The sequence below is a fragment of the Pantoea sp. Seng genome (assembly GCF_009829935.1).
Taxonomy (GTDB): domain Bacteria; phylum Pseudomonadota; class Gammaproteobacteria; order Enterobacterales; family Enterobacteriaceae; genus Pantoea; species Pantoea communis.
This window is the reverse complement of the sequence record NZ_SZZV01000027.1, coordinates 1-24,069: the sequence shown is the minus strand read 5'-3', so window position 1 is coordinate 24,069 and position 24,069 is coordinate 1. Positions and strand designations below refer to the sequence as shown.

Annotated in this window: 28 protein-coding genes and 1 pseudogene; 13 read left to right on the top strand and 16 right to left on the bottom strand. The window is 52.9% G+C overall.

Annotated elements, in window-relative coordinates; all coding sequences use genetic code 11:
- Positions 1-76 precede the first annotated feature (76 nt).
- Complete coding sequence (locus FD737_RS21640) at positions 77-1,318, top strand: Nramp family divalent metal transporter (protein WP_034825925.1); 1,242 nt, start codon at positions 77-79, stop codon at positions 1,316-1,318.
- Positions 1,319-1,378: 60 nt separating this feature from the next.
- On the opposite strand, the gene FD737_RS21635 is transcribed toward FD737_RS21640, so the two are convergent.
- Both FD737_RS21635 and mgrA read right to left on the bottom strand, forming a co-directional pair.
- Positions 1,379-1,726 carry a DUF2502 domain-containing protein gene (locus FD737_RS21635; RefSeq protein ID WP_058959054.1) on the bottom strand — a complete coding sequence of 116 codons (348 nt, stop codon included), beginning with the start codon at positions 1,724-1,726 and terminating at the stop codon, positions 1,379-1,381.
- A 159-nt stretch (positions 1,727-1,885) separates the two neighbouring features.
- Positions 1,886-2,878: pseudogene (gene mgrA, locus FD737_RS21630) on the bottom strand (L-glyceraldehyde 3-phosphate reductase).
- Between the two features lie 213 nt (positions 2,879-3,091).
- Between mgrA and FD737_RS21625 the strand changes: the two are divergent.
- Together FD737_RS21625 and glk are read left to right on the top strand one after the other, a co-directional pair.
- Entirely contained in the window at positions 3,092-4,747 is a 1,656-nt protein-coding gene (locus FD737_RS21625; protein WP_097116533.1) for an alpha-keto acid decarboxylase family protein, read from the top strand.
- Between the two features lie 301 nt (positions 4,748-5,048).
- Entirely contained in the window at positions 5,049-6,014 is a 966-nt protein-coding gene (gene glk / locus FD737_RS21620; RefSeq protein WP_097116534.1) for a glucokinase, read from the top strand.
- A gap of 33 nt (positions 6,015-6,047) precedes the next feature.
- Here the strand turns inward: glk and FD737_RS21615 are convergent, their stop codons facing one another.
- Both FD737_RS21615 and FD737_RS21610 read right to left on the bottom strand, forming a co-directional pair.
- Complete coding sequence (locus tag FD737_RS21615) at positions 6,048-6,773, bottom strand: LytTR family DNA-binding domain-containing protein (protein ID WP_097116535.1); 726 nt, start codon at positions 6,771-6,773, stop codon at positions 6,048-6,050.
- Positions 6,770-8,461, bottom strand: a complete 1,692-nt coding sequence (locus tag FD737_RS21610) for a sensor histidine kinase (RefSeq protein ID WP_097116536.1) — start codon at positions 8,459-8,461, stop codon at positions 6,770-6,772. Before FD737_RS21610 ends, FD737_RS21615 begins: the two co-directional genes overlap by 4 nt.
- A gap of 457 nt (positions 8,462-8,918) precedes the next feature.
- On the opposite strand from FD737_RS21610, the gene FD737_RS21605 reads away from it, so the two are divergent.
- Both FD737_RS21605 and alaC read left to right on the top strand, forming a co-directional pair.
- Complete coding sequence (locus tag FD737_RS21605; protein WP_097116537.1) at positions 8,919-9,443, top strand: GNAT family N-acetyltransferase; 525 nt, start codon at positions 8,919-8,921, stop codon at positions 9,441-9,443.
- Positions 9,444-9,561: 118 nt separating this feature from the next.
- A complete protein-coding gene (gene alaC / locus FD737_RS21600; RefSeq protein ID WP_038645618.1) occupies positions 9,562-10,797 on the top strand; it encodes an alanine transaminase in 1,236 nt (411 codons plus the stop codon).
- 40 nt (positions 10,798-10,837) lie between these two features.
- Here alaC and ypdK read toward each other — a convergent pair whose 3' ends face one another.
- The 3 genes from ypdK to FD737_RS21585 all read right to left on the bottom strand — a co-directional run bounded on the left by ypdK (position 10,838) and on the right by FD737_RS21585 (position 13,750).
- Positions 10,838-10,912 (bottom strand): membrane protein YpdK, encoded by a 75-nt coding sequence (gene ypdK, locus FD737_RS24215; RefSeq protein ID WP_100701370.1) that lies wholly within the window; start codon positions 10,910-10,912, stop codon positions 10,838-10,840.
- Between the two features lie 202 nt (positions 10,913-11,114).
- Entirely contained in the window at positions 11,115-12,143 is a 1,029-nt protein-coding gene (locus FD737_RS21590; RefSeq protein ID WP_160834566.1) for an HlyD family secretion protein, read from the bottom strand.
- A 5-nt stretch (positions 12,144-12,148) separates the two neighbouring features.
- Positions 12,149-13,750 (bottom strand): MFS transporter, encoded by a 1,602-nt coding sequence (locus FD737_RS21585; protein WP_160834565.1) that lies wholly within the window; start codon positions 13,748-13,750, stop codon positions 12,149-12,151.
- Between the two features lie 150 nt (positions 13,751-13,900).
- Here FD737_RS21585 and FD737_RS21580 point away from each other — a divergent pair, with 150 nt between their 5' ends.
- The 4 genes from FD737_RS21580 (at position 13,901) to FD737_RS21565 (ending at position 16,496) form a co-directional block, all read left to right on the top strand.
- Positions 13,901-14,686: an IclR family transcriptional regulator gene (locus tag FD737_RS21580; protein ID WP_034825209.1), complete on the top strand. Its 786-nt coding sequence runs from the start codon at positions 13,901-13,903 to the stop codon at positions 14,684-14,686.
- Positions 14,687-14,693: 7 nt separating this feature from the next.
- On the top strand, positions 14,694-15,146 hold the full coding sequence (locus FD737_RS21575) for a universal stress protein (protein ID WP_034825207.1): 453 nt from the start codon (positions 14,694-14,696) through the stop codon (positions 15,144-15,146).
- Positions 15,147-15,155: 9 nt separating this feature from the next.
- Positions 15,156-15,959, top strand: a complete 804-nt coding sequence (locus FD737_RS21570) for a hypothetical protein (RefSeq protein WP_058959045.1) — start codon at positions 15,156-15,158, stop codon at positions 15,957-15,959.
- A gap of 255 nt (positions 15,960-16,214) precedes the next feature.
- Positions 16,215-16,496 carry a lipoprotein gene (locus FD737_RS21565; protein WP_038645632.1) on the top strand — a complete coding sequence of 94 codons (282 nt, stop codon included), beginning with the start codon at positions 16,215-16,217 and terminating at the stop codon, positions 16,494-16,496.
- A gap of 68 nt (positions 16,497-16,564) precedes the next feature.
- Here the strand turns inward: FD737_RS21565 and FD737_RS23780 are convergent, their stop codons facing one another.
- Complete coding sequence (locus tag FD737_RS23780) at positions 16,565-16,714, bottom strand: hypothetical protein (RefSeq protein ID WP_166934934.1); 150 nt, start codon at positions 16,712-16,714, stop codon at positions 16,565-16,567.
- Between the two features lie 284 nt (positions 16,715-16,998).
- Positions 16,999-18,216, bottom strand: coding sequence for an MFS transporter (locus FD737_RS21560; protein ID WP_034825201.1), 1,218 nt, complete (start codon positions 18,214-18,216; stop codon positions 16,999-17,001).
- Positions 18,217-18,482: 266 nt separating this feature from the next.
- Between FD737_RS21560 and FD737_RS21555 the strand changes: the two genes are divergently transcribed.
- The gene (locus FD737_RS21555) at positions 18,483-18,722 is read left to right on the top strand and encodes a hypothetical protein (protein WP_034825199.1); all 240 of its coding nucleotides are present in this window, start codon (positions 18,483-18,485) and stop codon (positions 18,720-18,722) included.
- Between the two features lie 37 nt (positions 18,723-18,759).
- Here FD737_RS21555 and FD737_RS21550 read toward each other — a convergent pair whose 3' ends face one another.
- Complete coding sequence (locus tag FD737_RS21550) at positions 18,760-19,659, bottom strand: DMT family transporter (RefSeq protein ID WP_097117238.1); 900 nt, start codon at positions 19,657-19,659, stop codon at positions 18,760-18,762.
- A gap of 182 nt (positions 19,660-19,841) precedes the next feature.
- Here FD737_RS21550 and FD737_RS21545 point away from each other — a divergent pair, with 182 nt between their 5' ends.
- From FD737_RS21545 to FD737_RS21535, 3 genes are all read left to right on the top strand, one after another.
- A complete protein-coding gene (locus tag FD737_RS21545) occupies positions 19,842-20,717 on the top strand; it encodes a helix-turn-helix domain-containing protein (RefSeq protein WP_160834564.1) in 876 nt (291 codons plus the stop codon).
- A 172-nt stretch (positions 20,718-20,889) separates the two neighbouring features.
- Positions 20,890-21,162: a hypothetical protein gene (locus tag FD737_RS21540; protein WP_160834563.1), complete on the top strand. Its 273-nt coding sequence runs from the start codon at positions 20,890-20,892 to the stop codon at positions 21,160-21,162.
- Between the two features lie 161 nt (positions 21,163-21,323).
- A complete protein-coding gene (locus tag FD737_RS21535; RefSeq protein ID WP_160834562.1) occupies positions 21,324-21,602 on the top strand; it encodes a hypothetical protein in 279 nt (92 codons plus the stop codon).
- Between the two features lie 207 nt (positions 21,603-21,809).
- Here the strand turns inward: FD737_RS21535 and FD737_RS21530 are convergent, their stop codons facing one another.
- The 6 genes from FD737_RS21530 to FD737_RS21505 form a co-directional block, all read right to left on the bottom strand.
- Positions 21,810-22,004 (bottom strand): AlpA family transcriptional regulator, encoded by a 195-nt coding sequence (locus tag FD737_RS21530; protein WP_160834561.1) that lies wholly within the window; start codon positions 22,002-22,004, stop codon positions 21,810-21,812.
- A gap of 174 nt (positions 22,005-22,178) precedes the next feature.
- On the bottom strand, positions 22,179-22,433 hold the full coding sequence (locus FD737_RS21525) for a hypothetical protein (RefSeq protein ID WP_160834560.1): 255 nt from the start codon (positions 22,431-22,433) through the stop codon (positions 22,179-22,181).
- Between the two features lie 46 nt (positions 22,434-22,479).
- Positions 22,480-22,686 (bottom strand): hypothetical protein, encoded by a 207-nt coding sequence (locus FD737_RS21520; protein WP_160834559.1) that lies wholly within the window; start codon positions 22,684-22,686, stop codon positions 22,480-22,482.
- On the bottom strand, positions 22,683-22,907 hold the full coding sequence (locus FD737_RS21515) for a hypothetical protein (protein WP_160834558.1): 225 nt from the start codon (positions 22,905-22,907) through the stop codon (positions 22,683-22,685). Before FD737_RS21515 ends, FD737_RS21520 begins: the two co-directional genes overlap by 4 nt.
- 508 nt (positions 22,908-23,415) lie before the next feature.
- Positions 23,416-23,613, bottom strand: coding sequence for a hypothetical protein (locus FD737_RS21510; protein ID WP_160834557.1), 198 nt, complete (start codon positions 23,611-23,613; stop codon positions 23,416-23,418).
- Positions 23,614-23,960: 347 nt separating this feature from the next.
- A partial coding sequence (locus FD737_RS21505) for an IS3 family transposase (RefSeq protein WP_160832988.1) occupies positions 23,961-24,069 on the bottom strand: 109 nt, incomplete at its 5' end.

The following is a 24,069-nucleotide window of genomic DNA, read 5'->3' as shown; positions in this document are numbered from 1 at the left end:
CTATAATCAAATTTCACTTGCCTTGAGCGCCCGTTAAGCTGCATGGGTCAACAAGCGTTAGGACAGGGTCCACACTATGTCAGAAAGTCGCACCGCTGAGCGCGCCGCTCGCGGAGCCAGAAAAATCAAGCTCGCGCTGCTTGGCCCTGCCTTCATCGCGGCAATTGGTTATATCGATCCCGGTAACTTTGCCACCAATATTCAGGCGGGTGCGGCCTACGGCTACAAACTGCTGTGGGTGGTGGTCTGGGCCAATGTGATGGCGATGCTGATTCAGCTGATGTCAGCCAAACTTGGCATCGCCACCGGTAAAAACCTTGCCGAGCATATCCGCGATCGCTTTCCACGCCCGGCAGTGTGGTTCTATTGGGTGCAGGCGGAAATCATCGCCATGGCCACTGACCTCGCCGAATTTATTGGTGCGGCACTCGGCTTTAAATTATTGCTGGGGATTTCGTTACTGCAAGGCGCCGTGCTCACCGGCGTCGCCACCTACCTGATTTTGATGCTGCAAAGCCGGGGGCAGAAGCCGCTGGAGTTGGTGATTGGCGGCCTGCTGTTGTTTGTCGCCGCTGCCTATATTGTTGAGCTGTTTTTCTCGCAGCCGAAAGTGAGTGAATTGGTCACCGGTATGGCGTTGCCTTCGCTGCCCACCTCTGACGCCGTGTTCCTCGCTGCCGGTGTGCTGGGTGCCACCATCATGCCGCATGTGATTTACCTGCACTCGGCACTGACGCAACACGGTAACATTGGCAGCAAAGCGGATCGCTACTCGTCCACTAAACTCGATGTGGCGATTGCCATGACCATTGCCGGCTTTGTCAATCTGGCGATGATGGCGACTGCGGCGGCAGCTTTCCACTTCAGCGGGCACACCAGCATTGTGGATCTCGACCAAGCGTATTTGACGCTGCAACCTTTGTTGGGCCGCGCAGCAGCCATTGTGTTTGGATTAAGTCTGGTGGCGGCAGGCTTGTCTTCTACCGTGGTGGGAACACTGGCGGGACAAGTCGTGATGCAGGGCTTCATTCGCTTCCATATTCCGCTGTGGCTACGTCGCACCATCACCATGCTGCCTTCCTTTATCGTGATCTGGGCCGGATGGGATCCAACGCGCATTCTGGTGATGAGCCAGGTACTGTTGAGTTTCGGTATCGCACTGGCATTGATCCCGCTGTTGGCCTTTACCGGCAACCGCGAGTTGATGGGCGATGAGATGGTCAATTCGCGCCTGATGCAAAACGCCGGACGCCTGATAGTGGTGCTGGTGGTGGCATTGAATCTCTATCTGTTGGTCGGTGAGGCGCTCGGCTGGTAACGCTTCGGCTGGTCAAGACGAAAAAAAGAAAATCCCGGCTATCAGGCCGGGATTTTTGTATTAGTGGTGGTGGTGATCATGCCTGTCATCATGACGATGGTCATGGCGCCAATGCTCACGGCGTTCCCGTTCATGCCAGCGGCGTTCACGCTCACGTTCGTAAGCCTGATGACGACGCCACTCTTCATGACGCCACCAGCGATGATCGTTATAACGATAACGGTCATTCCACCAGCGCGGCTCACGCCAGCGTCCGCCATCCCAATAGTAACCACGACGATCGCGATCGCCGAGATGCAGCGTGACACCCGGAGCCAATGTAAGGGTGGCGCTGTTGGCTTCTGCTGTGTGCATTGCCAGGGGTGAAAGTGTTGCCAGCAAGGCGGCAAACAAAATTGCACGTTTCATAAATTCTCCTTTTCAGTGGCTTATCACTGCCACCGTTGCGCTAGTGTGCCACATCGGTCCAGTGTTGCCTTGAGAGTGAGTCTGAAAACGTTGCGGGAAATCTGAATTGAGAATTTTCTGCTGCGGAAAATACCCGGCCTGAGCCGGGTAGGTAAGCGTTTACACTAATATATTATGAATCGCTTCGATCTCTTCAGTTGTCAGCTCGGGCTGGCTTAGCATCTCAACGGCATCATCAATTTGCGCAGTTTTACTTGCACCAATCAGCACCGAAGTCACGCGTGCATCACGCAGCACCCAGCTCAGCGCCATTTGCGCCAGCTTCTGCCCACGCTGCTGGGCGATCGCCTGCAGCTTACGTACTTTTTCCATCTTCTCTTGCGTCAACTGTCTCTCATTAAGGAATTTACTGCCGCTGGCGGCACGGGAATCCTCAGGGATGCCTTGCAGATAGCGATCGGTGAGCACACCACCCGCTAGCGGAGAGAAGGCGATGCAGCCGACGCCATTATCACCCAGCACATCCAGTAGACCTTGCTCTTCCGGTGCACGTTCGAACATGGAGTATTTCGGCTGATGAATCAGGCAAGGCGTGCCCAGATCGCGCAGAATGGCAATCGCTTCGGCTGCTTTATCTGCCGGGTAATTGGAAATGGCGGCATACAGCGCTTTGCCCTGACGCACCACCTGATCGAGCGCGCGCATGGTCTCTTCCAGCGGCGTTTCCGGATCGGGACGGTGATGATAAAAGATATCGACATACTCCAGCCCCATGCGTTTCAGGCTCTGATCCAGACTGGAAATCAGATACTTGCGCGAACCCCAGTCGCCGTAAGGGCCGTCTCACATGGTGTATCCGGCTTTGGTGGAGATCACCAGCTCATCGCGCAGCCCGGCAAAATCTTCGCGCAGAATGCGACCAAAATTGGACTCCGCAGAACCCGGCGGGGGGCCGTAGTTGTTGGCAAGGTCGAAGTGCGTGATGCCGCGATCAAAGGCGTGGCGCAGGAGTTCACGGCTATTATCGACGCGCGTGCTGTCGCCAAAGTTGTGCCATAAACCCAGCGAAATGGCCGGTAATTTCAGGCCAGTACGGCCACTGCGACGATATTGCATCTGTTGATAGCGGTCGGGATGAGGAAATACAGACATGCAGCGTTCCTGTCTCAAAAAGGGAGAAAGTGACATCAGCATAGAAGTGTATGCGTTTACACTAAGCCGAAACGCGCCGAAGATCGCAACTTACAGAATTTTCTGTCGTCGTAACGATTGCTTGCCACAAATCACCATGCGCTGATGGTGAAAATCTCGCCAATTCAGCCACATCGCTGATACTTCGATCATCCCCTTAAGAAGGAGCTGTCGATGAAAACCCTCAACGTTGGCGACTATTTACTGCACCGTTTACAGCAAGCTGGCATCCGTCATCTGTTCGGTGTGCCGGGTGATTACAATCTGCAATTTCTCGACAGCGTTATCGCTCATCCTGAGATTGCCTGGGTCGGTTGCGCCAATGAACTCAATGCCGCCTACGCGGCGGATGGCTACGGTCGTTGCAACGGTGCTGCTGCACTGCTCACCACGTTTGGCGTGGGTGAACTGAGTGCGATTAATGGGATTGCGGGCAGCTATGCCGAATATGTCCCGGTTATTCATATTGTTGGCGCCCCAGCCAGTCGTGCGCAGCAGCAAGGTGACTGTGTACATCATTCACTGGGGGACGGCGACTTCCATCATTTCCTGCGCATGGCACAAGAGGTAAGTACCGCCAGCGCGGTGCTGACTGCGGATAATGCGGTTGAAGAAATTGACCGTGTGATATCGGAAGCGCTTAACCAGCACCGGCCCGGCTATCTGCTGCTGGCGGTGGATGTCGCGGCGACGGAGATTACGGTGCCTGATGCTCAGCCCGTTGCGCCTGTCCATCAGGAGACCGCCGTTGCGACAGCTTTTACTGCCGCCGCTGAACGCTTACTGGCTCCTGCACAGCGCGTGGCGTTACTGGCCGATTTCCTCGCTTCGCGTTGGCAATTGCAATCGCCGCTGTTTGCACTCCGCCAACTACGCGCCATTCCCGCCGCTACATTACTGATGGGCAAAGGCGTGCTCGATGAACAGCAGCCCGGCTATGTGGGTACCTACGCTGCCGAAGGCAGCAGCGATGCGGTGCGCCGGGCCATTGAAGAGACGGATGTTACGCTGTGCGTCGGCGTGCGGTTTACCGATACCCTGACCGCCGGTTTCACCCAGCAGTTACCCGCAGAGCGCGTTATCGACCTGCAACCGTTTCACGCCACGGTGGGCGGAGAATGCTTTGCGCCGCTTAGCATGGCGCAAGCCCTCGCCGCATTATTGCCCGTTTATCAACGCCACTGCGTACATTGGGCACTGGCCGACACTGCATCTTGCGAAGAAATTGAGCAAAACGATGATGCGGTAATCAGTCAGCGCGCATTCTGGCAGGCGATGCAGCGCTTCCTGCTGCCGGGTGATATCATCCTGGCCGATCAGGGCACGGCCGCCTTTGGTGCCGCCGCGCTGCGTTTACCACCGGGCGCAGAATTGCTGGTGCAACCGCTATGGGGCTCGATTGGCTATACTCTACCGGCGACCTTTGGTGCACAAACGGCACAACCTGACCGACGCGTCATTTTGATTATCGGTGACGGTTCAGCGCAGCTGACGATCCAGGAGCTGGGTTCCATGCAGCGTGACGGGCAACAGCCGATTATTTTCCTGATCAATAACGACGGTTACACGGTTGAGCGGGCGATTCACGGCGCTGAACAGCGTTACAACGACATCGCACAATGGAACTGGACTGCGCTGCCACATGCCATGAGCGTAGAGTGTGCGGCACAAAGCTGGCGAGTGAGCAAAACGGTGCAGTTAACGGCGGTAATGGAGCAATTAATGCGTCAGCGTCGCCTGACGCTGGTGGAAGTGGTGATGGAAAAACAAGATCTGCCGCCGCTGTTGCGTAAAGTCACTGCAGCTCTGCACCAGCGTAACGGCGGCTAGCCACTATCCGGCTTAGGCTTTGTCGTTTTAGACCAGGCGGTGCCTGAAATCCTCACGTACACTCGTTACGCTTCGGTTTCTCCGCATCGTCCGTTTCCTGTGAGGCTGCGTCGATAACGCCTGACGTGATAAGCCCGCAGTTTCGGAAAGTTGCCTCTATACAGTGAAGCCGCTGATTGTCAGGCTGTGGCACGCACCAGAAATGTTTACGCCCATCGTGCTGGTGGGCGTTATTGTTTTATTGGCAGGCTCTTATATAGTGTCCTGCAATTGTTTATGACCCAAGCGGAGCAGCAGAAGAATGACAAAATACGCCCTGGTCGGCGATGTGGGCGGCACCAACGCCCGTCTCGCCCTGTGTGAGGTGGAGACCGGCGCCATCTCCCAGGCCAAAACATTCTCAACATCAGACTACGACAATCTCGAAGCGGTGATTCGTGCTTATCTCGATGAGCAAAAACAGGACATTAAACACGCCTGCATCGCGATTGCCTGTCCAATCACCGGGGATTGGGTCGAGATGACCAATCACGATTGGGCATTCTCAACTCGTGAGATGAAAGAGCACCTGGCATTCGACAGCCTGGAAATCATCAATGATTTCACTGCCGTGTCGATGGCTATCCCGATGCTGGCCGAAGATCAAGTGATTCAGTTTGGTGGCAAAGCGCCGGTAGAAGGCAAACCGATTGCCATTTACGGTGCCGGCACCGGATTAGGCGTGAGCCATCTGGTGCACGTGGATAAGCGCTGGATCAGCCTGCCGGGCGAGGGCGGTCACGTTGACTTCGCCCCGAACAGCGAAGAAGAGGGTGAAATTCTCGAAGTGCTGCGTGCGGAACTGGGTCACGTGTCGGCGGAGCGCGTGCTGTCAGGATCCGGTCTGGTGAATCTCTATCGCGCCATCGTCAAATCTGACAGCCGTGAGCCTGAAAACCTCAAGCCGAAAGATGTCACCGAGCGTGCATTAAAAGATAGCTGCATCGATTGTCGTCGCGCGCTGTCGCTGTTTTGCGTGATCATGGGGCGTTTCGGTGGCAACCTGGCACTCAATCTCGGCACCTTTGGTGGCGTGTACATTGCGGGGGGAATTGTGCCGCGCTTCCTCGATTTCTTCAAAGCCTCCGGCTTCCGCGCCGCGTTTGAAGACAAAGGCCGCTTCCGTGATTATCTGGTCGATATCCCGGTGTATATGATCACCCACGATCAGCCAGGCCTGCTGGGCGCGGGTGCACATTTGCGCCAAACGCTGGGTCGCGTGCTGTAATCTGTTCCGGCGAGCAGCGTCCTGCTGCTCGCTTTACAACCTCATCAACTGGCGAAACGCCTTCACCTTGCTACGGCTCACCGGCACCTGCGCATCCAAATCACGCAACTTCACCAGATAGGTATTGTTAAACCACGGCTCAATCTCACGAATTTTACTGAGATTGACGCAGTACGATCGATGACAGCGGAAAAAGAGCGGTTCCGGCAGGCGACTGCAAAATTCACTGATCGCCATCGACATCACATACGCTTCGCGGCGGGTATAAACAAACGTCAGTTTTTCGTGCGCTTCAACATAATAGATATCGTTGATATCTGTCACGATAATGCGCTCATCTTTCACCAGATTAACGGTTTGCGGCGCGCTTTGCTGAGTGGATGGCTGTGCGAGGTGCTGCTGTGCACTGGCCTCCAGCTTGTTCAGCATGGTGATAATACGCGACTCATGATAGGGCTTAAGGATGTAGTCAAACGCATCCAGTTCAAACGCATCCACCGCATGCTCTTTCCATGCGGTGATAAACACTATCAACGGCTTATGCGCAAATTGGTTAATGTTTTGGGCCAGCAGCATGCCATCCAGTGAAGGAATGTTGATGTCGAGGAAAATGACATCGACGCGATGGTTTTGCAGATACTTCAGCACTTCCAGCCCATCATCAAAACAGGCTTCGATAGTGATCTGACTGTGCTGCTGGATCATCCAGCTCAACTCTTGCTGAGCAAGAAACTCGTCTTCGACGATAATGGCTTTCACGCGCTGGGTTCCGTGATATGGCTCAACGGTGCAGCCAGACGCTGACCGTTTTTGCTCAGAGTGAAGGCGATTTCCGTTCCCGGATGATGACGCGTGATGCTCAGACCCTGACCGGAAAGCAGTTTCACCCGATGATGCACATTAAGCAGCCCGATTTTGTTACCCGGCATCTCATCGCGTGCCACCCGGCCAATGACCTCTTCACTGATACCCGCGCCCGTATCGCGCACCGCAACGCGCACATAATCACCGAGGTCTTTCACACTCAAGGTCACCACCCCTTTGCCACGGCAGGGCTGAATACCGTGCACAATGGCATTTTCCACCAGAGGCTGAATCAGCAAACTGGGCAGCGTGAAGTGGAGATCTTCATCAATGTCATAAATCATCGACAGCTTATCGCCAAAGCGCGCCTGTTCAATCGCGATGTAATCCTTCACCTGCCACAGCTCTTTTTTAATATCGATCAGCTCGTCATCGTTCAGCTCAAGGTTGTAGCGTAAATAGCGCGAAAGATTGATCACCAGCTGACGTGCCGTATCTGGATTGAGACGAATGGAAGAGGAGATAGCATTCAGCGCATTAAACAGGAAGTGCGGGTTAATTTTACTCTGCAACGCACGCAGTTCCGCTTTATTTGCCATCTCACGTAACTGCTCCGCGCGCGATACCTCCAGCTGGGTGGAGATAATTTGCGACAAACCAATGGCCATCTCTTTTAGCGATCCGGTAATGCGATGCGCTCGACGATAATAGATTTTTAACGTGCCTGTGACTTCCCCTTTTTCCCAAAGGGGAATAACCAGCATCGAGTGAATATCTTTGGTGCGATGCGCCTCATCATTATTCTTGATGATGATTTTGCCGCTCGCAATCGACTGCGCCGTGGTAGGGCTGATGCCATCATCCCCGTTGTGATAGTTATGCTCACCGTAGCCGACATAAGCGAGAATCTGCTGAGTATTGGTGATGGCCACGGCATCGGCATGAATATCGCTGCGAATGATATCGCACACCTGACGCAACGACTGGCTATTCACCTGACGAAACAGCGGCAACGTCTTATTGGCAATTTCCAGTGCCAGCTTGGCCTGACGCGCCGCGATCGCCTCTTTTTCTCCTTCCACGCTCTGCACTAACAGTACAATCAAGCCAATGCTCGATGCGCCGAGAATCATCGGTAAAGCGATCTCAGAAACAATCGAAAAGCCCAGCGCCATCGGTCGAGCCCACAGCACTATCAGCAACATGGTGAGGGTTTCGCACAGCATGCCGCCAAGAATACCGGCGCGCCAGCGCTGCTCTTTGCTCACGCGACGATTGATAAACCCAGAAGCGATACCGGCAACGATGCTGGTAATCAGGCAAGGCACAGCCGTGACGCCATCCATATCGATCAGATAACGATGGATGCCCGCGATCACCCCGGTAGCGATACCAACCCAAGGGCCAAACAGAATGCCGCCGGACATCACCGCAATCACACGCACGTTCAGCAGCGAACCATCGACGTTAATGCCCGACCAGGTACTGAACAGCGCAAACAGCGAGAATATCGCCGTCACCACCACTTTCTCTTTGATCGAATGCTCATCTTTTTGCAGCAGCTGACGGAATACCCGCGTGCGGGTAAGGAAGAACAGACAAATCAGCATCAGCGCAGCGCGGTCAAATACCGCCAGCAGCATGTCGAAGTGGGAAGGCAAGGGCATCTCTCGGAGTGAACCAGGGTGAGGTTATGATAAAAAATGTGATCAAGATCTGCCAGCGCCGCGACACCCGCAAAACGCTTCTCATGGTTTAGATCAATTTTCCGGCCAAATTCTCACTGGTGTTTTAAAACAGCAACGCATTCAGCTCAAGGCCAGAACGGGCCAGCCCGAAGAGCAAAGCGTCTGGGCCACGGATGGCCCAGCCGATCTGCAGGGATGCGTGTTGTCTTTGCGATAGGGCTGGCCCGTTCTGGCCCTGGCACCCAACCAACAGCGACTATCAACTCAACTCCCAACTCCCAAAATCCCCAACACTCCCCAAAAAGAGGAAAACTTGAGTAACAAAAAGAGGATTAGTAATCCCTACGCAGAACGCTGGTTGTAAATCACGCGGTTTGCTATGTTGCCATGAGTTATTTCGCGGAGCGCAGCAATGCAACTTCTTACCCCACGCTTGTCCCTGACACGCTTACAACCCGAAGACTGGCAAATCTTCAAAGCCGTACACGAAGATCCCGGCACCATGACTTGGGTCAGTGAAATCCCTGACGAAAACGACATACGCCAGCGCTTCACCGAACGCCTCGCGCCCTGGCAAGTCACCAGCTTCCACATGCTGTGCCTGGTGGCACGCCTGCGCGAAACCAATGAACCTATCGGCCTGTTTGGATGCAGTGCCGAATGGCAGCCTTATCGGCAAGCTGAGGTCGGCTACATGCTCTGCCATCGCTTCACCGGAAACGGCTATGGCAGTGAAGCGCTCAAGGCACTGTGCGACTTCTTGCTACAGGCAGAATTTCATAAACTCAAAGCGCTGGTCATAGAGGGGAATTGGCCGTCCCGACGCATTCTGGAAAAGAATGGTTTCACACTTGAGGGCACTCTACGGGATAATTATCTGCTAAACGACCAATGGGTAAACGATTGGGTGCTGGGTCGCCTGAATCCGCAACATTAAAAAAATATTCTGTTGCTCTCGACAATTCTGTTATCAGCGCGTTATGTTCTTACCTCGGTCACCGCAGTGACCAGCGTCGCTCGGACGGTCCGGGCGCCTACGTAAACCAGAGGACATCATGGCTGATAACAGCACACCCCGTCGTTTCTCGCGTATTGAACGCCTTCCCCCGTATGTATTCAACATCACCGCTGAATTGAAGATGGCTGCGCGTCGGCGCGGCGAAGACATCATCGATTTCTCAATGGGGAATCCGGATGGACCCACGCCGCCACACATCGTGGAAAAACTCTGTCAGGTAGCGCAACGCGAAGATACGCACGGTTACTCCACCTCGAAAGGCATTCCTCGCCTGCGTCGCGCCATCTCGCGCTGGTACGCAGATCGCTATCAGGTGGAGATCGATCCCGAATCAGAAGCCATTGTCACCATCGGTTCCAAAGAAGGGCTGGCGCACCTGATGCTGGCGACGCTCGACCATGGCGACACCGTCCTGGTGCCCAATCCGAGCTACCCGATTCACATCTACGGCGCGGTGATCGCCGGAGCGCAAGTGCGTTCCGTACCCTTGGTGGCAGGCGTTGACTTCTTCAACGAGCTTGAACGCGCCATCCGCGAAAGTTATCCGAAACCGAAGATGATGATCCTCGGCTTCCCATCCAATCCCACTTCACAGTGTGTTGAACTCGACTTTTTCGAACGGGTGATTGCGCTGGCGAAACAGTACAACGTGCTGGTGATCCACGACCTCGCTTACGCTGACATCACCTATGATGGCTGGAAAGCGCCGTCGATCATGCAGGTGCCGGGGGCGCGCGACGTAGCGGTGGAGTTCTTTACGCTGTCGAAAAGCTACAACATGGCAGGCTGGCGTATCGGCTTTATGGTGGGTAACAAAGAATTGGTATCCGCGCTGGCGCGTATCAAAAGCTACCACGATTACGGCACCTTCACCCCGCTGCAGGTCGCGGCGATTGCCGCACTCGAAGGTGATCAGCAATGCGTGCGTGATATCGCCGAGCAGTATAAACGCCGTCGCGATGTGCTGGTGAAAGGGCTGCATGAAGCGGGCTGGATGGTCGATCTGCCAAAAGCCTCAATGTACGTCTGGGCGAAAATTCCCGATCACTATGCGCATCTCGGTTCGCTGGAGTTTGCCAAACTGCTGCTGCAGGAAGCCAAAGTGTGCGTCTCACCGGGCATCGGCTTTGGTGACTACGGTGATACCCATGTGCGATTTGCTCTGATTGAAAACAGCGATCGTATTCGTCAGGCGGTACGTGGCATCAAAGCCATGTTCCGTGCGGATGGTATATTGCCGGGAACGGTAAAAGCGCTGGAAGAAGAAGAGTAAAACTAAGAAGGGCGACTTTGGTCGCCCCGCCTGGCAGGATTTATTTGAGCATCAGCACGAAAGTGCCTACCCAGATTAACAGGAAGAAAGAAACTCCCATCAAAGCATATCTCACAAAACGACTCCTCTGAGCGGTTACCATGCTGGTGATCCCACTCCAGCGTAACCCGAACAGAATAAGAGAAAGGTGAAGTTCATAACCGCTGCACGCTTTCTTCTCAGGTGGTTCCAAGCGAACTCAGAACAGGATCGAGCGCTAATTTACGCGCAATCGATCCGAAAATAAATAGGCCAGTTCTGAGAGATTGCTCACATTTTCATCGGGCGTCAATTTCCGGTATCGCGGACATGCCCACACGCAGTTGCGCCAAATCGGGTTGGTTGGCATCCAGCACAATTTTCACCGGTAAACGCTGCACCACCTTGGTGTAATTACCGGTGGCATTGTCCGGTGAAATGGCGGAGAAGGTCGCGCCCGTCGCCGGTGCAATGCTGTCAACATGACCGGTAAAGATCTTGCCAGGCAGCGCATCGACTCTCACCACCGCTCTCTGTCCCGGCTGCACATCGGCCAGCTGAGTTTCGAGATAGTTGGCGGTGATATAGGTTTGCTGCAAGGGCACCACCGCCAGCAAACGCGTTCCGGCGCTAACGTAAGCGCCCAATCGCACCGAACGCTGCCCCACCATACCGTCTACCGGTGCCACAATCCGCGTATAAGAGAGATTCAACTTCGCCTGATCCACGCTGGCCTGCGCTGCTGTCACATCGGCCTCTGCCTGACGCACGGCCGCTTGTAACACACCAACCTGTTTCATCGATGCAGCCAGTGCAGCTTCACTCTGGCGCACAGCAGCAGACGCTGAACGTTGGGTTGAACTGGCTTTCTGCTGCTCATCTGCGGCAATGGTGCCGCTTTTATACAGCTGGTTATAACGCGCCGCACTCTGTCCTGCGTATTGCGCAGACGCCTGGCTCGCCGCCAGGGTCGCTTTGGCTTCATCAATGGTTGATTGCTGCTGCTCCAGTTGAGCCTGGCTGCTCAGGCGTTTGGCATCGCTGACCTGCAAATTCGCCTGCGCCGTTTCCAGCGCCACGCGGTAATCGCGATCGTCAAGCGTGGCCAGCAGTTCGCCCGCTTTTACTCGCTGGTTATCCTGCACCTTCACACTGGCGATATAGCCGGACACTTTCGGTGCCACCAGGGTGTAATCCGCATTTACATAGGCATCATCAGTGCGATGATCGTTGCCGGTCATTGATGACCAGACAAAAAAGGCCATGGCCAGCAACACGATTAATAGGGCACTCAACAGCACCGTTCTTTTCAAAGCAAAAGCTTGCATATCAGTTATCTCGACGTCGTCGTAACAGGTTGAATCAGGGTTTGTGGCGGCCAGACACGTTTTGGCAACCAGGCAGTCAGTAGTAAAAGCAGGGCGGCGAAACCAATCAGCATTTGGTAGCAGTCACTCAGGCTGAGCACCATCGCCTGATGCTTCAGCAGTGTCGCGAAACCGCTCAGGTTCTCTGCGCTACTGGCGCTGCCATCCGGTAATAAAGGAAAGCTGCTGCTGGATTGGGCGCTGCTGGGCGCGGTCATCAGCCAGGGGCGACTGGCGGCATTGCCCACCAGCACGCTGGAGTGAAACTGTTCCCGGTGGCTGATAAACCATTCCACCAGGGTGCTGGCGGCAATGCTGGAGAAACCACGCACCGTATTGAACATCGCGGAGGCAAATGGGCCTTCCGGTGGCGCAACCACGCTGGTGGCGCTCATCAACACCGGCAGAATCACCATCGGTTGACCGAAAGCCTGCAAAATTTGGATGACCCAGAAATTCTGTCGCGCCCAGTCACTGGTGATGTTCATGCCCATCAGGCAGGAGATCACCAGCAGCGTCACGCCAGCAGTCAGCATCCAGCGGCAATCAATCCAGCGGATATTGAGCAGTGCTGCCACCAGTGGGGCGATCAGTAATTGCGGCAAGCCGATGGTTAACGCCAGCGGCGCGAATTGCAGTGTGCGAAAACCTTCTACCTGGCCAAGATAGGCGGAGGGCAGCGCGGATCCGGAAAGCGACAGAATCAACACGCCCGCCAGCGCCAGCAAACCGTGTGCGAGATTGTGACGGCGCAGCATCTGCAATTTGAACAGCGGCAACGGGTGAAACCATTCATTAATAAAGAACACAGTCAGCAATGCCAGCGCGCTCAATAATAGCGCCGCAAACAGCGGTGAACTGAGCCAGTCAAGGCGTTCCCCTTGCGTCAGCGCCAGAATCAGCAGCGCCATGCCTGAGCAACCGGTCAGCATGCCGAACAGGTCTATCTGCTTAAAACGCTCGAAGCGCAGCGGGTCTTGAGGTAAGCCCCAGCCAATCAACAGCATGGCGATCAGCATTGACGGGATAACTTGCCAAAACACGAACATCCAGCTCACTTCATCGGTCCAGAAAGCGGCGAGCGTGGCGGCGAGATTGGGTCCAAAGGTGGCGGTTAGCGCGTAGGCACCAAGGCCATAAAGTTTGATCGGCGGCGGCAGAAAACGCAGTGCCACGGTCATCAGTAACGGTGGCAATGCACCGCCAAACAGACCCTGAATCAGGCGCAGCGCAATAAACAGCGTGGCGTTCGGCATTAAAGGCAGCAGCAAACCGCACAGCATAAAGCCAGCGGAAACCGACAGAGCAAAACGACGCAGGGAAAAGGTCACGGCAAACCACGGCGCGATCATCATCGCGGCCACTTCTGCCGCCTGATAAGCGGAAATGATCCAGCTGCCTTGATCGTAGCTAATGCCGATGGCGGCACGGATATCCGCCAACGCAATATCCGTCACGCGGTCATTTAATCCGGAGGTGAGCGCAGCAATCAGCACGCCAACCAATCCCAGCGCCAGGCGCAGGGTAAACGGATGGGGAGCCGGAGCCGCAACAGGCTGGGCGTTCATAACAGGTGTCTCGTTTTATTATTGATGCAGTGTATTGCGATGTGATACATGTCGCATCTTACATCTCGGTATGATGTATTGCAATGTGATACAGGGTGTAAATGTGCGGTCATTCGCGCTAAAGTAGGGCAGGCCAAAAAGGAACGCACAATGGTTGAACTTCCCTCAAGCCGTGAGGATGAAAAAGCGGGTGGCATTCAGGTCATCGCGCGTGCGGCAAAAATTCTGAATGCGCTTGGTGAACATCCGGGCGGCATGAGTCTGGGCGAAATTGCGCAGGTGGTTGATCTGCCACGTTCAACGGTACAGCGTATTATCGCCGCGCTGGATAGCGCGCAACTGGTGCGCAGCAGCGGGGCGGGCGGGCTTCGTCTGGGACCGGCACTTCTCAAGCTGATCTCCAGCGTGCACAGTGATGTGGTCGAAATCGTCCGTCCGTTTCTGGAACAACTCTCAGCCGACATCAACGAAACCGTTTCGCTGGCACGCGCCAGTGGCACGCAGTTAGCGATTGTTCACTATGTGGTGGCATCCCGGGAATTGCGCGTGGTGCCACGCATCGGTTTGAATCTCCCGCTCTACAGCACTTCAGGCGGTCGTGCACTGCTGGCACTGGAAAGTGATGAAGATGTGCGCGTGATGGTCGGCGAAGCGTATAAAGAGTTGACCGAAATGACGGTGAAAACTTTGCCACAACTGCTGGAGCTGATTGCTGAGGTGCGTAACAGCGGTCTGGCCATTGATCGTGGCGAAACACTGGAAGGAATTTCCACCATGGCGGTGGCGATTGACACGCTATTCGGTCGCTTCTCCATTTCGCTGCTGGTGCCGACGGCGCGTTTTCATAAACAGGAAGCGCGTTATCGTGATGAAATCATGAAATGCAAAGAGGCGCTGATTCGCGAAATTGGCAAAATGACCGCTGTGGAAGGATAACCAACTGATGAAAACCTTGCTGATGGCCATTGATAATTCACCGGTGGCAGAAAAAGTCATCGCGTTAACCATTGAACAAGCGCTGGCGCAACAGGCTCAGGTCACGGTGTTGTGCTGTGTTGATCCCGCTTATTCATCCTGCAATCAGCCGATCGAAATCGATGCGGGCGAAGATCCAGATGATTTCGTCGCGGCAAAAGATGAACAAAATACCGCTGAAATGGTGGTGCGTCACGCGCTGGCCCCGCTACTGCGTGCCGGTGTGGCTGCCAAAGGTTTGATTCTGGCCGGTGAAGCCGCGGAAACCATTGTGGCGCAGTCCAATGCACTGAAGGCCAGCATGATCATCATCGGTCGCCGTCATCTTTCTCCTTTTAATCGCTTACTTAAAGGTTCGGTGAGTGCGGCTGTGATTGAGCGCGCCAACTGCCCGGTTCTGATTGACGTTCGCAAGGATTAATCACGCTCCATGTTTTCCCTCTTACCTATCACGCTGGCGGCGTTTGCGCTGCTGGCGGTGATTATCATCGTTCTGATCCGCACCACGGCACTCCGCTTATGGCAGGGGTTAGTGCTGTTTTTACTGCCGTTAATCCTGGCGAACATGCTGTGGTTTAGCTGGTTACATCCACGTCAGGAGCGACAGGCGCTGGAAAGCGAGGTGGCAAATCAGTTAAGCCTCGCACCCGGCTATCGTCAGCTCAAAACACAGGAGCCGGCGCTGTGGCAAATGCTTAATCGCGAGTTACTGCACAAGCGTATGGAAGGCGTGCCTGCTGACCAGGCGCTGGGCGAGTTACGTGGATGGCTGATGGATCTGGTTAATCAGCGTATGGCGCGTGCAGATGACGAGACGCTGCTCAATTATTTGCGTGTGTCAGTGCAGGAGATGCAGGCACTGCAGCAGCCGGAGCCACAACGCTGCTTCCGCTTCCTTTACCCGCAGGTAAATGGCGGCATCAATTTGCAACAAGCGCTGTCACCGACGCTGTACCAGCGAGATGCCCTGGCTTTAGATATGCTCCTGAAAAACAGCACAGGCGAAGAGCGACCGATTGATCAGCAGGGCGCACAACGTGATTTGCAGAGCGTCGTGGAGAAACTTTACGGCAAGTGGGGTGATAAACTTCAGCAACTCAACATGCCTGCTGATACTGCCGTTGATCGCAGCGCCATGTGTGCCATGTCGATTGATCTTTACAGCGGCATTCTCGCATTGCCTGCCAAACAGTCCGCCAACCTTTTGCGTAAGATGGTCAGCCTTACCGGTTAGGTTTACGCGTAAAAAAAAGCCCGCTCAGCGCGGGCATAAAGGTCACTTTCCGTTTTTTTTCTCGTGTCACCTGGTGTGGTGCAGACTTCGTGCTGTCTGAAAGCATCATGGCATCGGTTAAGTGATATGAAAAACCGTTTGGTTTTATTGATTTGAATGGTAAAAACTTTTTAAAAATGACTATTTCGCGCCAGTTTCCTATAGATGCGTGCGGCATTGGCATTTAGACTGCTTCGCCTGGAAGAGGACACCCTAATGAAAAAAATGCTTATTAGCGCACTCGCGCTTTTTATGCTGGCCGGTTGTAGTGTCAGCAAACCCGGTGGATTTGAACGTGTCGATGAAGATAAAAGCTCAAATACCGTGCAATATCGTTATGACCCGCAAACGTTGAATAAAGATGCGATGGAAGTCGATCTGGCGAATTATTGTAACCAGCGTGGATTTGATAAAGTGGAATCGCTGCCGGCACAGGACAGCCATCTGCCCGGATTAAAGAAAGCCTGGTATCAATGTAATTACGCGGTAAAAAGCTAAAAGAAAGGGCGGGATAAATTCCCGCCCTTTTTTTTTTTTTTATTATGTGCTGTGTGTGCTTTGCCCAATTACCAATGGCGACCATGATAACCATGGTCATGATGCCAGCCGCCACCGTGGCCCCAGCCCGGTCCGCGACCATATCCGTCATGAACGATACAACCACTCAACATCGTCATAATGGCAACAACCGAAGCAGCTTTAATAAGTGTTTTCATGGAGAGTCCTCCTCTTTTCCAATGAAGCCAGATTACCGGGGAAAAGTGGAGTGAAGATGCAGTAAATGTAGAGTTATTTCTGGATCTATTGCCAGATATGTCAATTTAAAGCTAAAAACGTCAAGGCGGGAAATAAACCAATCAGATAAAACCGAATGCCTGATGATAATAACGCGAATAGTCTGAAATGCAATCCTAAATAACAGCCGTTCTCAACTCTTAAAACATTACGCAGAAAAGATGGAGAAAATAGATGCCGCACAGTGATGCGGCATCTATTGGGATTAATTATGCAGCAAAGGTTCAGTCACGTTTTGACGATTTGGCAGACGGATGCTGAGCGACAACACCAGTGAAATCACCAGCAGTGTCATGATCAAGCTGAAGGTCACGGTAAAACCACCAAACACAGAAGCCACCAGTGAACCCATCACGCTGCCGATACCGAATCCCAGGTAAATCAGCCCGTAATTTTTCGTCAGATTATTAAGACCAAAGAAATCGCTGACCAGGGAAGGGAACACAGTGATGGTGCCACCAAAGCTAAAGGCAACACAGGCCAGTGACAGGAAGAAGGTGGTTTCATTCATCCGGGTAAACAACAAAATGCTCATGCCCACCAGTGAAACGATCTGTGCCAGTGAAATGACGCGAATACGTGCCATTTTATCGGAGAGTACGCCGAGAATAAGACGGCCACTCAGGTTAGCAATCGCGATGACAGTCACGGCATTAGCAGCGGTTTGCGTGGTCAAATGAACCATCCCTTCGCCGATGTCTTTCGCCACGCCAATCACATACAGTCCGCTCATGCAGGCAGTGAGGAACATCAGTGCCAGCATCCAGTACTGTGGCAAGCGTACGGATTGCGCCAGCGTGTAATCTTTTTCCAGCACTTTCGCGTTACCGCTGCTTTGCTGGATAGGGGCATCACGCATCATCAGCGCACCCACAATGATCATACTCATCGCCAGCACACCCCAAATCATAAAGGTGTTCTCCAGACCGTAAGTGCTGAGCAGCGCGCCACAGATAAATTTGAAGCCGAGGCTACCTAAACCGTAAGCACCAATCGAGCAGGCGGAGATTAATCCTTTGCGCTCCGGGAACCACTTCACGCAGTTTGACAGCGTCATCAGGTATCCTGCGCCATCCGCTAAACCGACCAGGATGCCGGCGCTGAGATACAGCATCATCAGGTTATCGGCATGAGCGGTCAGCCAAAAGCCAATCGCCATTAAAATCCCGGCGCCGATGGTGACGTTACGCACACCAAAGCGCTCCTGTAATTTTCCCGCCAGTGACGATGCAATCGCCAGGCCCAGGCTGAGTAAACCAAACGAGAAGGCAACCTGACTGATTGGCGCATCAAGCTTATGCGCCAACTGGCCGTTAAACAGGCTCCAGGTGTAAACCGAACCCAGTGCAAACTGAGTGATGATGGTGCCGATAAGGGTAAGCATGCGGGTGCGCTGCAACTGCGCGGATAGTTCTGTTTTCATTTTTATCTCTCCCCTCAGGGAATGCGGAATCTGCAGCGATAATAGGCAGCTTACGCGCGCGTGGGGCGAAGCAGGGCATCAAGAGACAGGATGAAGGAATGAAATGCAGTAATACGGGTATGAATGGCATTGGGTCACAGTGATGTCAATTTAAGCGTAGCGGTTGCCATGGGTAAGCATGTGTAACCGGGTGTTATAAGCGTACCGATCTCGCTGCAAGATGACAGTTTTTTGCCAGGCTTAAGATTCACTCAATAGGAGGAAATATGACAGACCGAGCATATGAATCCGCGTCAAGCGAGGATGAAGTTTGCTGCATCATCGGTCAGGCGGTGATCGAGTTAAGCGATGAGCATCAGCCTGTGAATAAATCCACGCTGTCGCTGAAATTACTGGCTATGGCCGATCGCGACAGAGATGATGAACGCGTTCTGCTTTACTGGATTGCCAGAAAAGCCATCAATAAACCTCACCAGCTCAATATCGGCGTTCAGGGCTGGCGCTAGAGGACCAAAGAGCGGGCGCAATGCCCGCTCTCGCTATTCATGCCAGGCGTAATTTGCGTGCCGTGGGCCAGCGCACAAACATCACCATATTCCCCATCAGAATCATCGACAGACCCACGATGGCATTGCTGTGCCACTGATATCCCTCATAAATGGTCGACAACGTCAGTGCCACCAATGGGAAAAGCAGTGTGCAGTAGGCGGCCTGGCTGGCTCCGATACGGCCGACAAGCGTGAAATAAGCGCCAAATCCCAGCACAGAGCCAAAAATGGCCAGATAACTCATCGAACCAAGCCACTGCAAATTCAGCGCAGGCGCTAATGAATCGCCATTCAATAGTGCGATGATTGCCATAACAATTGCACCATATAACATGGCATAGCTGTTGGTGGTTAGCACATCACGTTGACGGCGCTGATGGCGAGTCGAAATCATGTTACCCAAAGAGAATCCAAGCGTGCCCAACGCGCTCAGCCCAACGCCCCACAGCAGTTGCGGAGCCGGGTGTGCTGCCTGAATGTCATTCCAGAACAAGGCAACAATTCCCCCCAAACCAAGCACGGCCGCGGGCAACAGGCGAAACGGTGGGCGCTGACGGAAAAAGATCCAGCTGTTGAGCGCGTTATACAGCACGGCCATGGAGAAGATGACCGATTCCAGGCCACTGCTGATCCACGCTGCCGCATGATAGAAACAAACGAAGTTGAAGCCAAATACGCAACAGCCTTGCATTAAGCAGAAAAGGTGATCCTGCTTATCCAGCGGGCGCAGACGTTTAATCAGTTTCAGGATCACCAGCATCAGTATTGAGGCCAGCAAAAAGCGCCAGAATACTGCTACCAGAACCGGCGTGTTAGCCGCTTCTTGTTGCAGGAATATCGCAATCCAGGTCGTGCCCCAAATCAACACCACCGCAAGGTACAACATAATGTTCATCGCATTCTCTCCAGCAAAATCATTGCCTGAAGTGTGACGATCATGATGGCCATCTGCTTGCACGCGGTTGCGCGCGAATTGCAAAATCTTGCGCTTTTTACACGGATGTCCCGCGTTGGCCTGTTTTCTGGCCGTGGAGATCCGTAAACTGTGCGTTATTAACTTGTGAGTGGATGCCTTTGATGCCCGATTATCAAACCTTCGAGATGCTGCAGCGCCATAAAGCGCAATTGCGCGATAGCGTGCAGCTTTCGGGTGGCATCAAGTTGGCGGCCTGGTTTAATAGTGGCGATCGTGTCACTAATCTTAGCGATCACCATACGCTCAGCCTGTATACTGCTGATGGCTATGACACCTGGCATAAAACTCAGCATGGTTGGCGCAACGGCGGTGGTCCGGATCGCTTCTGCCTGATGCCTTCTGGTATTGAATCCACCTGGGATTTACGCGCCGATTTGTCGTTCGTACATCTCTACTGTACTGACGAGCACTTGCGTCATCTTGGCGAACAGATTTGGGATCGCAGCCCCGCCCAACTTAACCTGCATGAAAAGATCTTTGCCGACGACGATCGCATCACGCAACTTTATCGCCATTTCCTGCTGAGCGTTGACTGGCAGCAACCCGCCAATCAATTGATGCTGAGCAGTGCCTCAACGTTGTTAATGACGCATCTTTTGCAGCGCTACAGTGAAGTGCAGTGGCAGGCGCCACAGGTGCGCGGCGGATTAGCCCCCGCGGTATTGCGGCGCGTGTTGGCTTTTATTGATGCACAGTTGGATCAGCCGTTGACGCTGGCGCAATTAGCTGCGGAAGCTTCATTGAGTGAGTATCACTTTGCGCGCATGTTCCGCAGCAGCGTGGGCGAAGCGCCACATCAGTTCGTGATGCGTCGTCGTATGGATACCGCACTGCAACTGCTAAAGTTCAGCGCTCTGCCGTTAACTGAGATCGCGCTGCGTTGCGGTTTCCACTCTTCCAGTCACTTCAGTAACCGTTTCCGCCAGTTGCATGGTGTCACCCCTTCCGCATGGCGCCAAAACGCGCACCAGCTTTGATTCCGCTGTAATTACCTGAAACAGCCAGTTTCTACCTTCGAGAAACGTCTCAGATTCATTCACTCTCATGCTAATTGTGATGAACTTTTCTTCGCCTTAGATACAATGCCATCCATTAACATGTTGTTTTTGATGTGATAATTACATGTTTAGCTTATGCGGAGTGGTAACGATGGAAATGCGCGTTTCAAAGCTTGAAGCCGATGTATTTGAAATGAAGGCAGATATTAAAACGTTGAAAACCGATATGGAAACGGTGAAAACCGACCTGGCGGTGATCAAGTCTGACTACGTAACGAAAGCCGATTTACATCAGGAAATCGCTAAAACTCATGTAGAGATCGCCAAAATTCACATAGAGATGACCAAACAAACCAAATGGATCCTGGGTGGAATAATGAGCGCAGCTGGACTCAGCTTGGGTATAGCGCGCTGGCTGTTTTGAGGGATTAGACCTAAAGCCAATATGAGGGGATGATGAACACTGCAAGCTGCACTTCGTCACATCCAACGTCCATTCAGATTCGCATGTTTACCAGGAGTAGATTTCTGCCTGGGGATGGCATTGCTTATGATCAGAATTATAGTTACCAGGCTGGAGGAAACATGCTTGAAGTGCGCGTTGTAAAACTTGAATCTGACGTCAGTCATATTAGACGTGACGTTGAAGAGCTAAAGGCCGATGTAAAATCAATCGATAGAAACATGGCTGCCGTGCTTGAAAAACTAGAAGGTCTCAAAGAATCACTCGCTAAAAAGCCTTTGACAGATGCAGTTGATAAAAAGATCTCTGAAGCGAAGTTGGCTGTTTTACTTGGTGTTCCAGCGTTAATCGCTATTGGCACTACGGCCTACAAGTTGATAGCGAATTTCTATTTCTCATGAAGACCCGTAGCCGTCTTGGTTTAGTTAAACCCATCGCCACTCATCGAAAATCTTTGCGTGCAAATGATTCGGCGATTGCCTGATATAAAGGGGGATGAGGAGGGCAGCGAACGGCGATATGGTGTCCCCTGCAGACGTCCAACACGACCCGCAAGAGATTGCACTATATAGAGTTTTTCAGATTGGATTATTCTTTTACCCAGCAATTTACCCACCGCAGCCGGAAATCAGCTTGTTTTTGAACTCAAGGTGGTCACGATATTTCCAGCGAGAGCGCGTGCCAATTTTGATGGGCTGGCAGAGAGTGCCGTCTTTGATGCGGTCGTAAATGTAGGTTTTGCCGAAACCAGTATCGGCCATGATGAACTTCAGATCAACGAGTGTATCCTCGCGCAGTTCCATAGGTCTCTCCGGATGTTGGTATATGACAACAAATAGGGTTAATCGGGTGGGATGTGGCTATATGGCAACATTACTTAGGTTCAGGCCATATCCAGGCGATGATGATTGCAAGTAGCAGGGCAACCCACTGAAGCAGGTCGCCGAGGGTTATGGGTTCGTCGCAGGTGGTGGTCATTAATCGAAGAACCGGATGGTGTAAGCCTTGCCCCATCCAATGCAAGAGCAGACTACGCCGTTAACCTGCGCGCCGGTCTGCGTGGTGGCGGTGAATCCGGTGCGATAGAAATCCTCCTTTCCGCAACCAAACCATGAGTAACCGGTCTGCTTAACGTCCTTGTATCCGTTCTGAGCCAGCACCTTTCCCGCTCCTTCCGGGTCGGTACAGGCAGATAGCAGAAACACTAAAGCGGCACATGCAATGATGCGCATAACAACTCCTCACGCAGAGCGCGATAAAGGTTAATGGGGTGGGGAATTAGTGGCTGGCGTGCTGTTCGCGTTCTTTCTTTGTCGCGTATCGCCACGTATAACCGCGATGCGATTTAGCCCGACCACTGATTGCTTCTTTTATGCCGGAACGGTGGAAGCCCGGCGCGTAATATGCTGAACGGAAATACACCTGCTCGCCGGTATCTTTATGCGTACCGACAACAGCCATTTGACGTGATGGCATTTCTTTCACTTCGACATCTCCTTTTCAATCTGGCGCACGAAATACACAAGCCAAGATTTTGGCCGGAATGTATTGGGTGGCAGGCAGTCAATGGTTTTGGCGTGGTGGTCAAGAATGGTGGTAATGATGCGATCGTGTTCTGATTTAGGCCTGCCATCAATGGCGGTGCGGATTTCCGTTCTGCATTTACGCGCTACGGCCCTTAACGCGTTTTCGGTGGCGGGCGTCATGCCACCTTTCTGTGCAGCTTCGCCCACAACTCTTTGCCATGATCCTCGCAGCATTCCTTACTGCAATAGCTTGTTCCTTCAAGAGATGGCTCGCCGCAATCCGCGTTCAAACAAATTGGTGAGCGCGGCGCTGGTATCGGGCGATTAGCCAGCGCTATCTCTGTGTTGAGGATTTCGAGGTCTGATGCGTTATCTGCTTCATCGCACATGGTATTTCTCCAGATTACAGGCAATAAAAAACCCCGCTTGGGCGAGGTTCTATATGGATATTGATTTCATTATTTTGGCTTAACGTAAACGCCGTAAAGGTATGGCGCTCTATCGCTAAATCCGGTTGGGTCTACGTCAACTACGACGTATTCTCCCGTTACATCACCAACAGTTAGCTCGATGACGTCACCAGGCTTTGGCTCGCTATCAAACCGCATAGGGTAATGATGTTCAGTTTCGGCTACGGCAACTATGGCATTTACAGTCACTTTCCATCTTCCTTCTGAAAATTGCAGACTCAGTCTGGTCGCTTAACTTTAATGCTAATGGGCTCAGAAGGAGAGTTACCTACCTGAACGCCACTCCTCTGCGTGACCATGTACTTAGTTGCGACACCATCTTCGACTAAAAACATTTCATCACCGAGCGTGGGCTCGTAATCGAATTCATAGTCCTGAGAATGACCAGTGTCTTCAAAATATACCGTAATATTCATAGATACTCCTCAATGTGGCAATGCCTCAAATAGGTGAGGATTATTTATACCACCATTGACCAGTAACATCGGGATTGAAATGCATAGTTGCGGCTATCGGTAGGTGAGCATTCAAGTGGTGCTGTCGGTGGATGGCAGAGGTGCAGCATCAACCATGGCACGCCACTCTTCACCTAGTTCAAGCCCTGCGTTCTCCCACGCCTCCATCATTTCATACGTAGGTATAATTGGTACCAACTTCCACCCATCTGGCAACTTGTAAGGCTGGCTTACAGGTTGGTTGCGCAGCGACTCATTCTCTCGACGACGCCTTAACTCAAGCAGCAGGCTGAATCGCCACGGATAATCTAGACACTTCCGAGCCGTTGATAATACTGGGTTTCATATTCTGTCGGTGACATCTGATCGCTAGAACCATGCCGACGCTTACTGTTATAAAACATTTCGATGTAATCA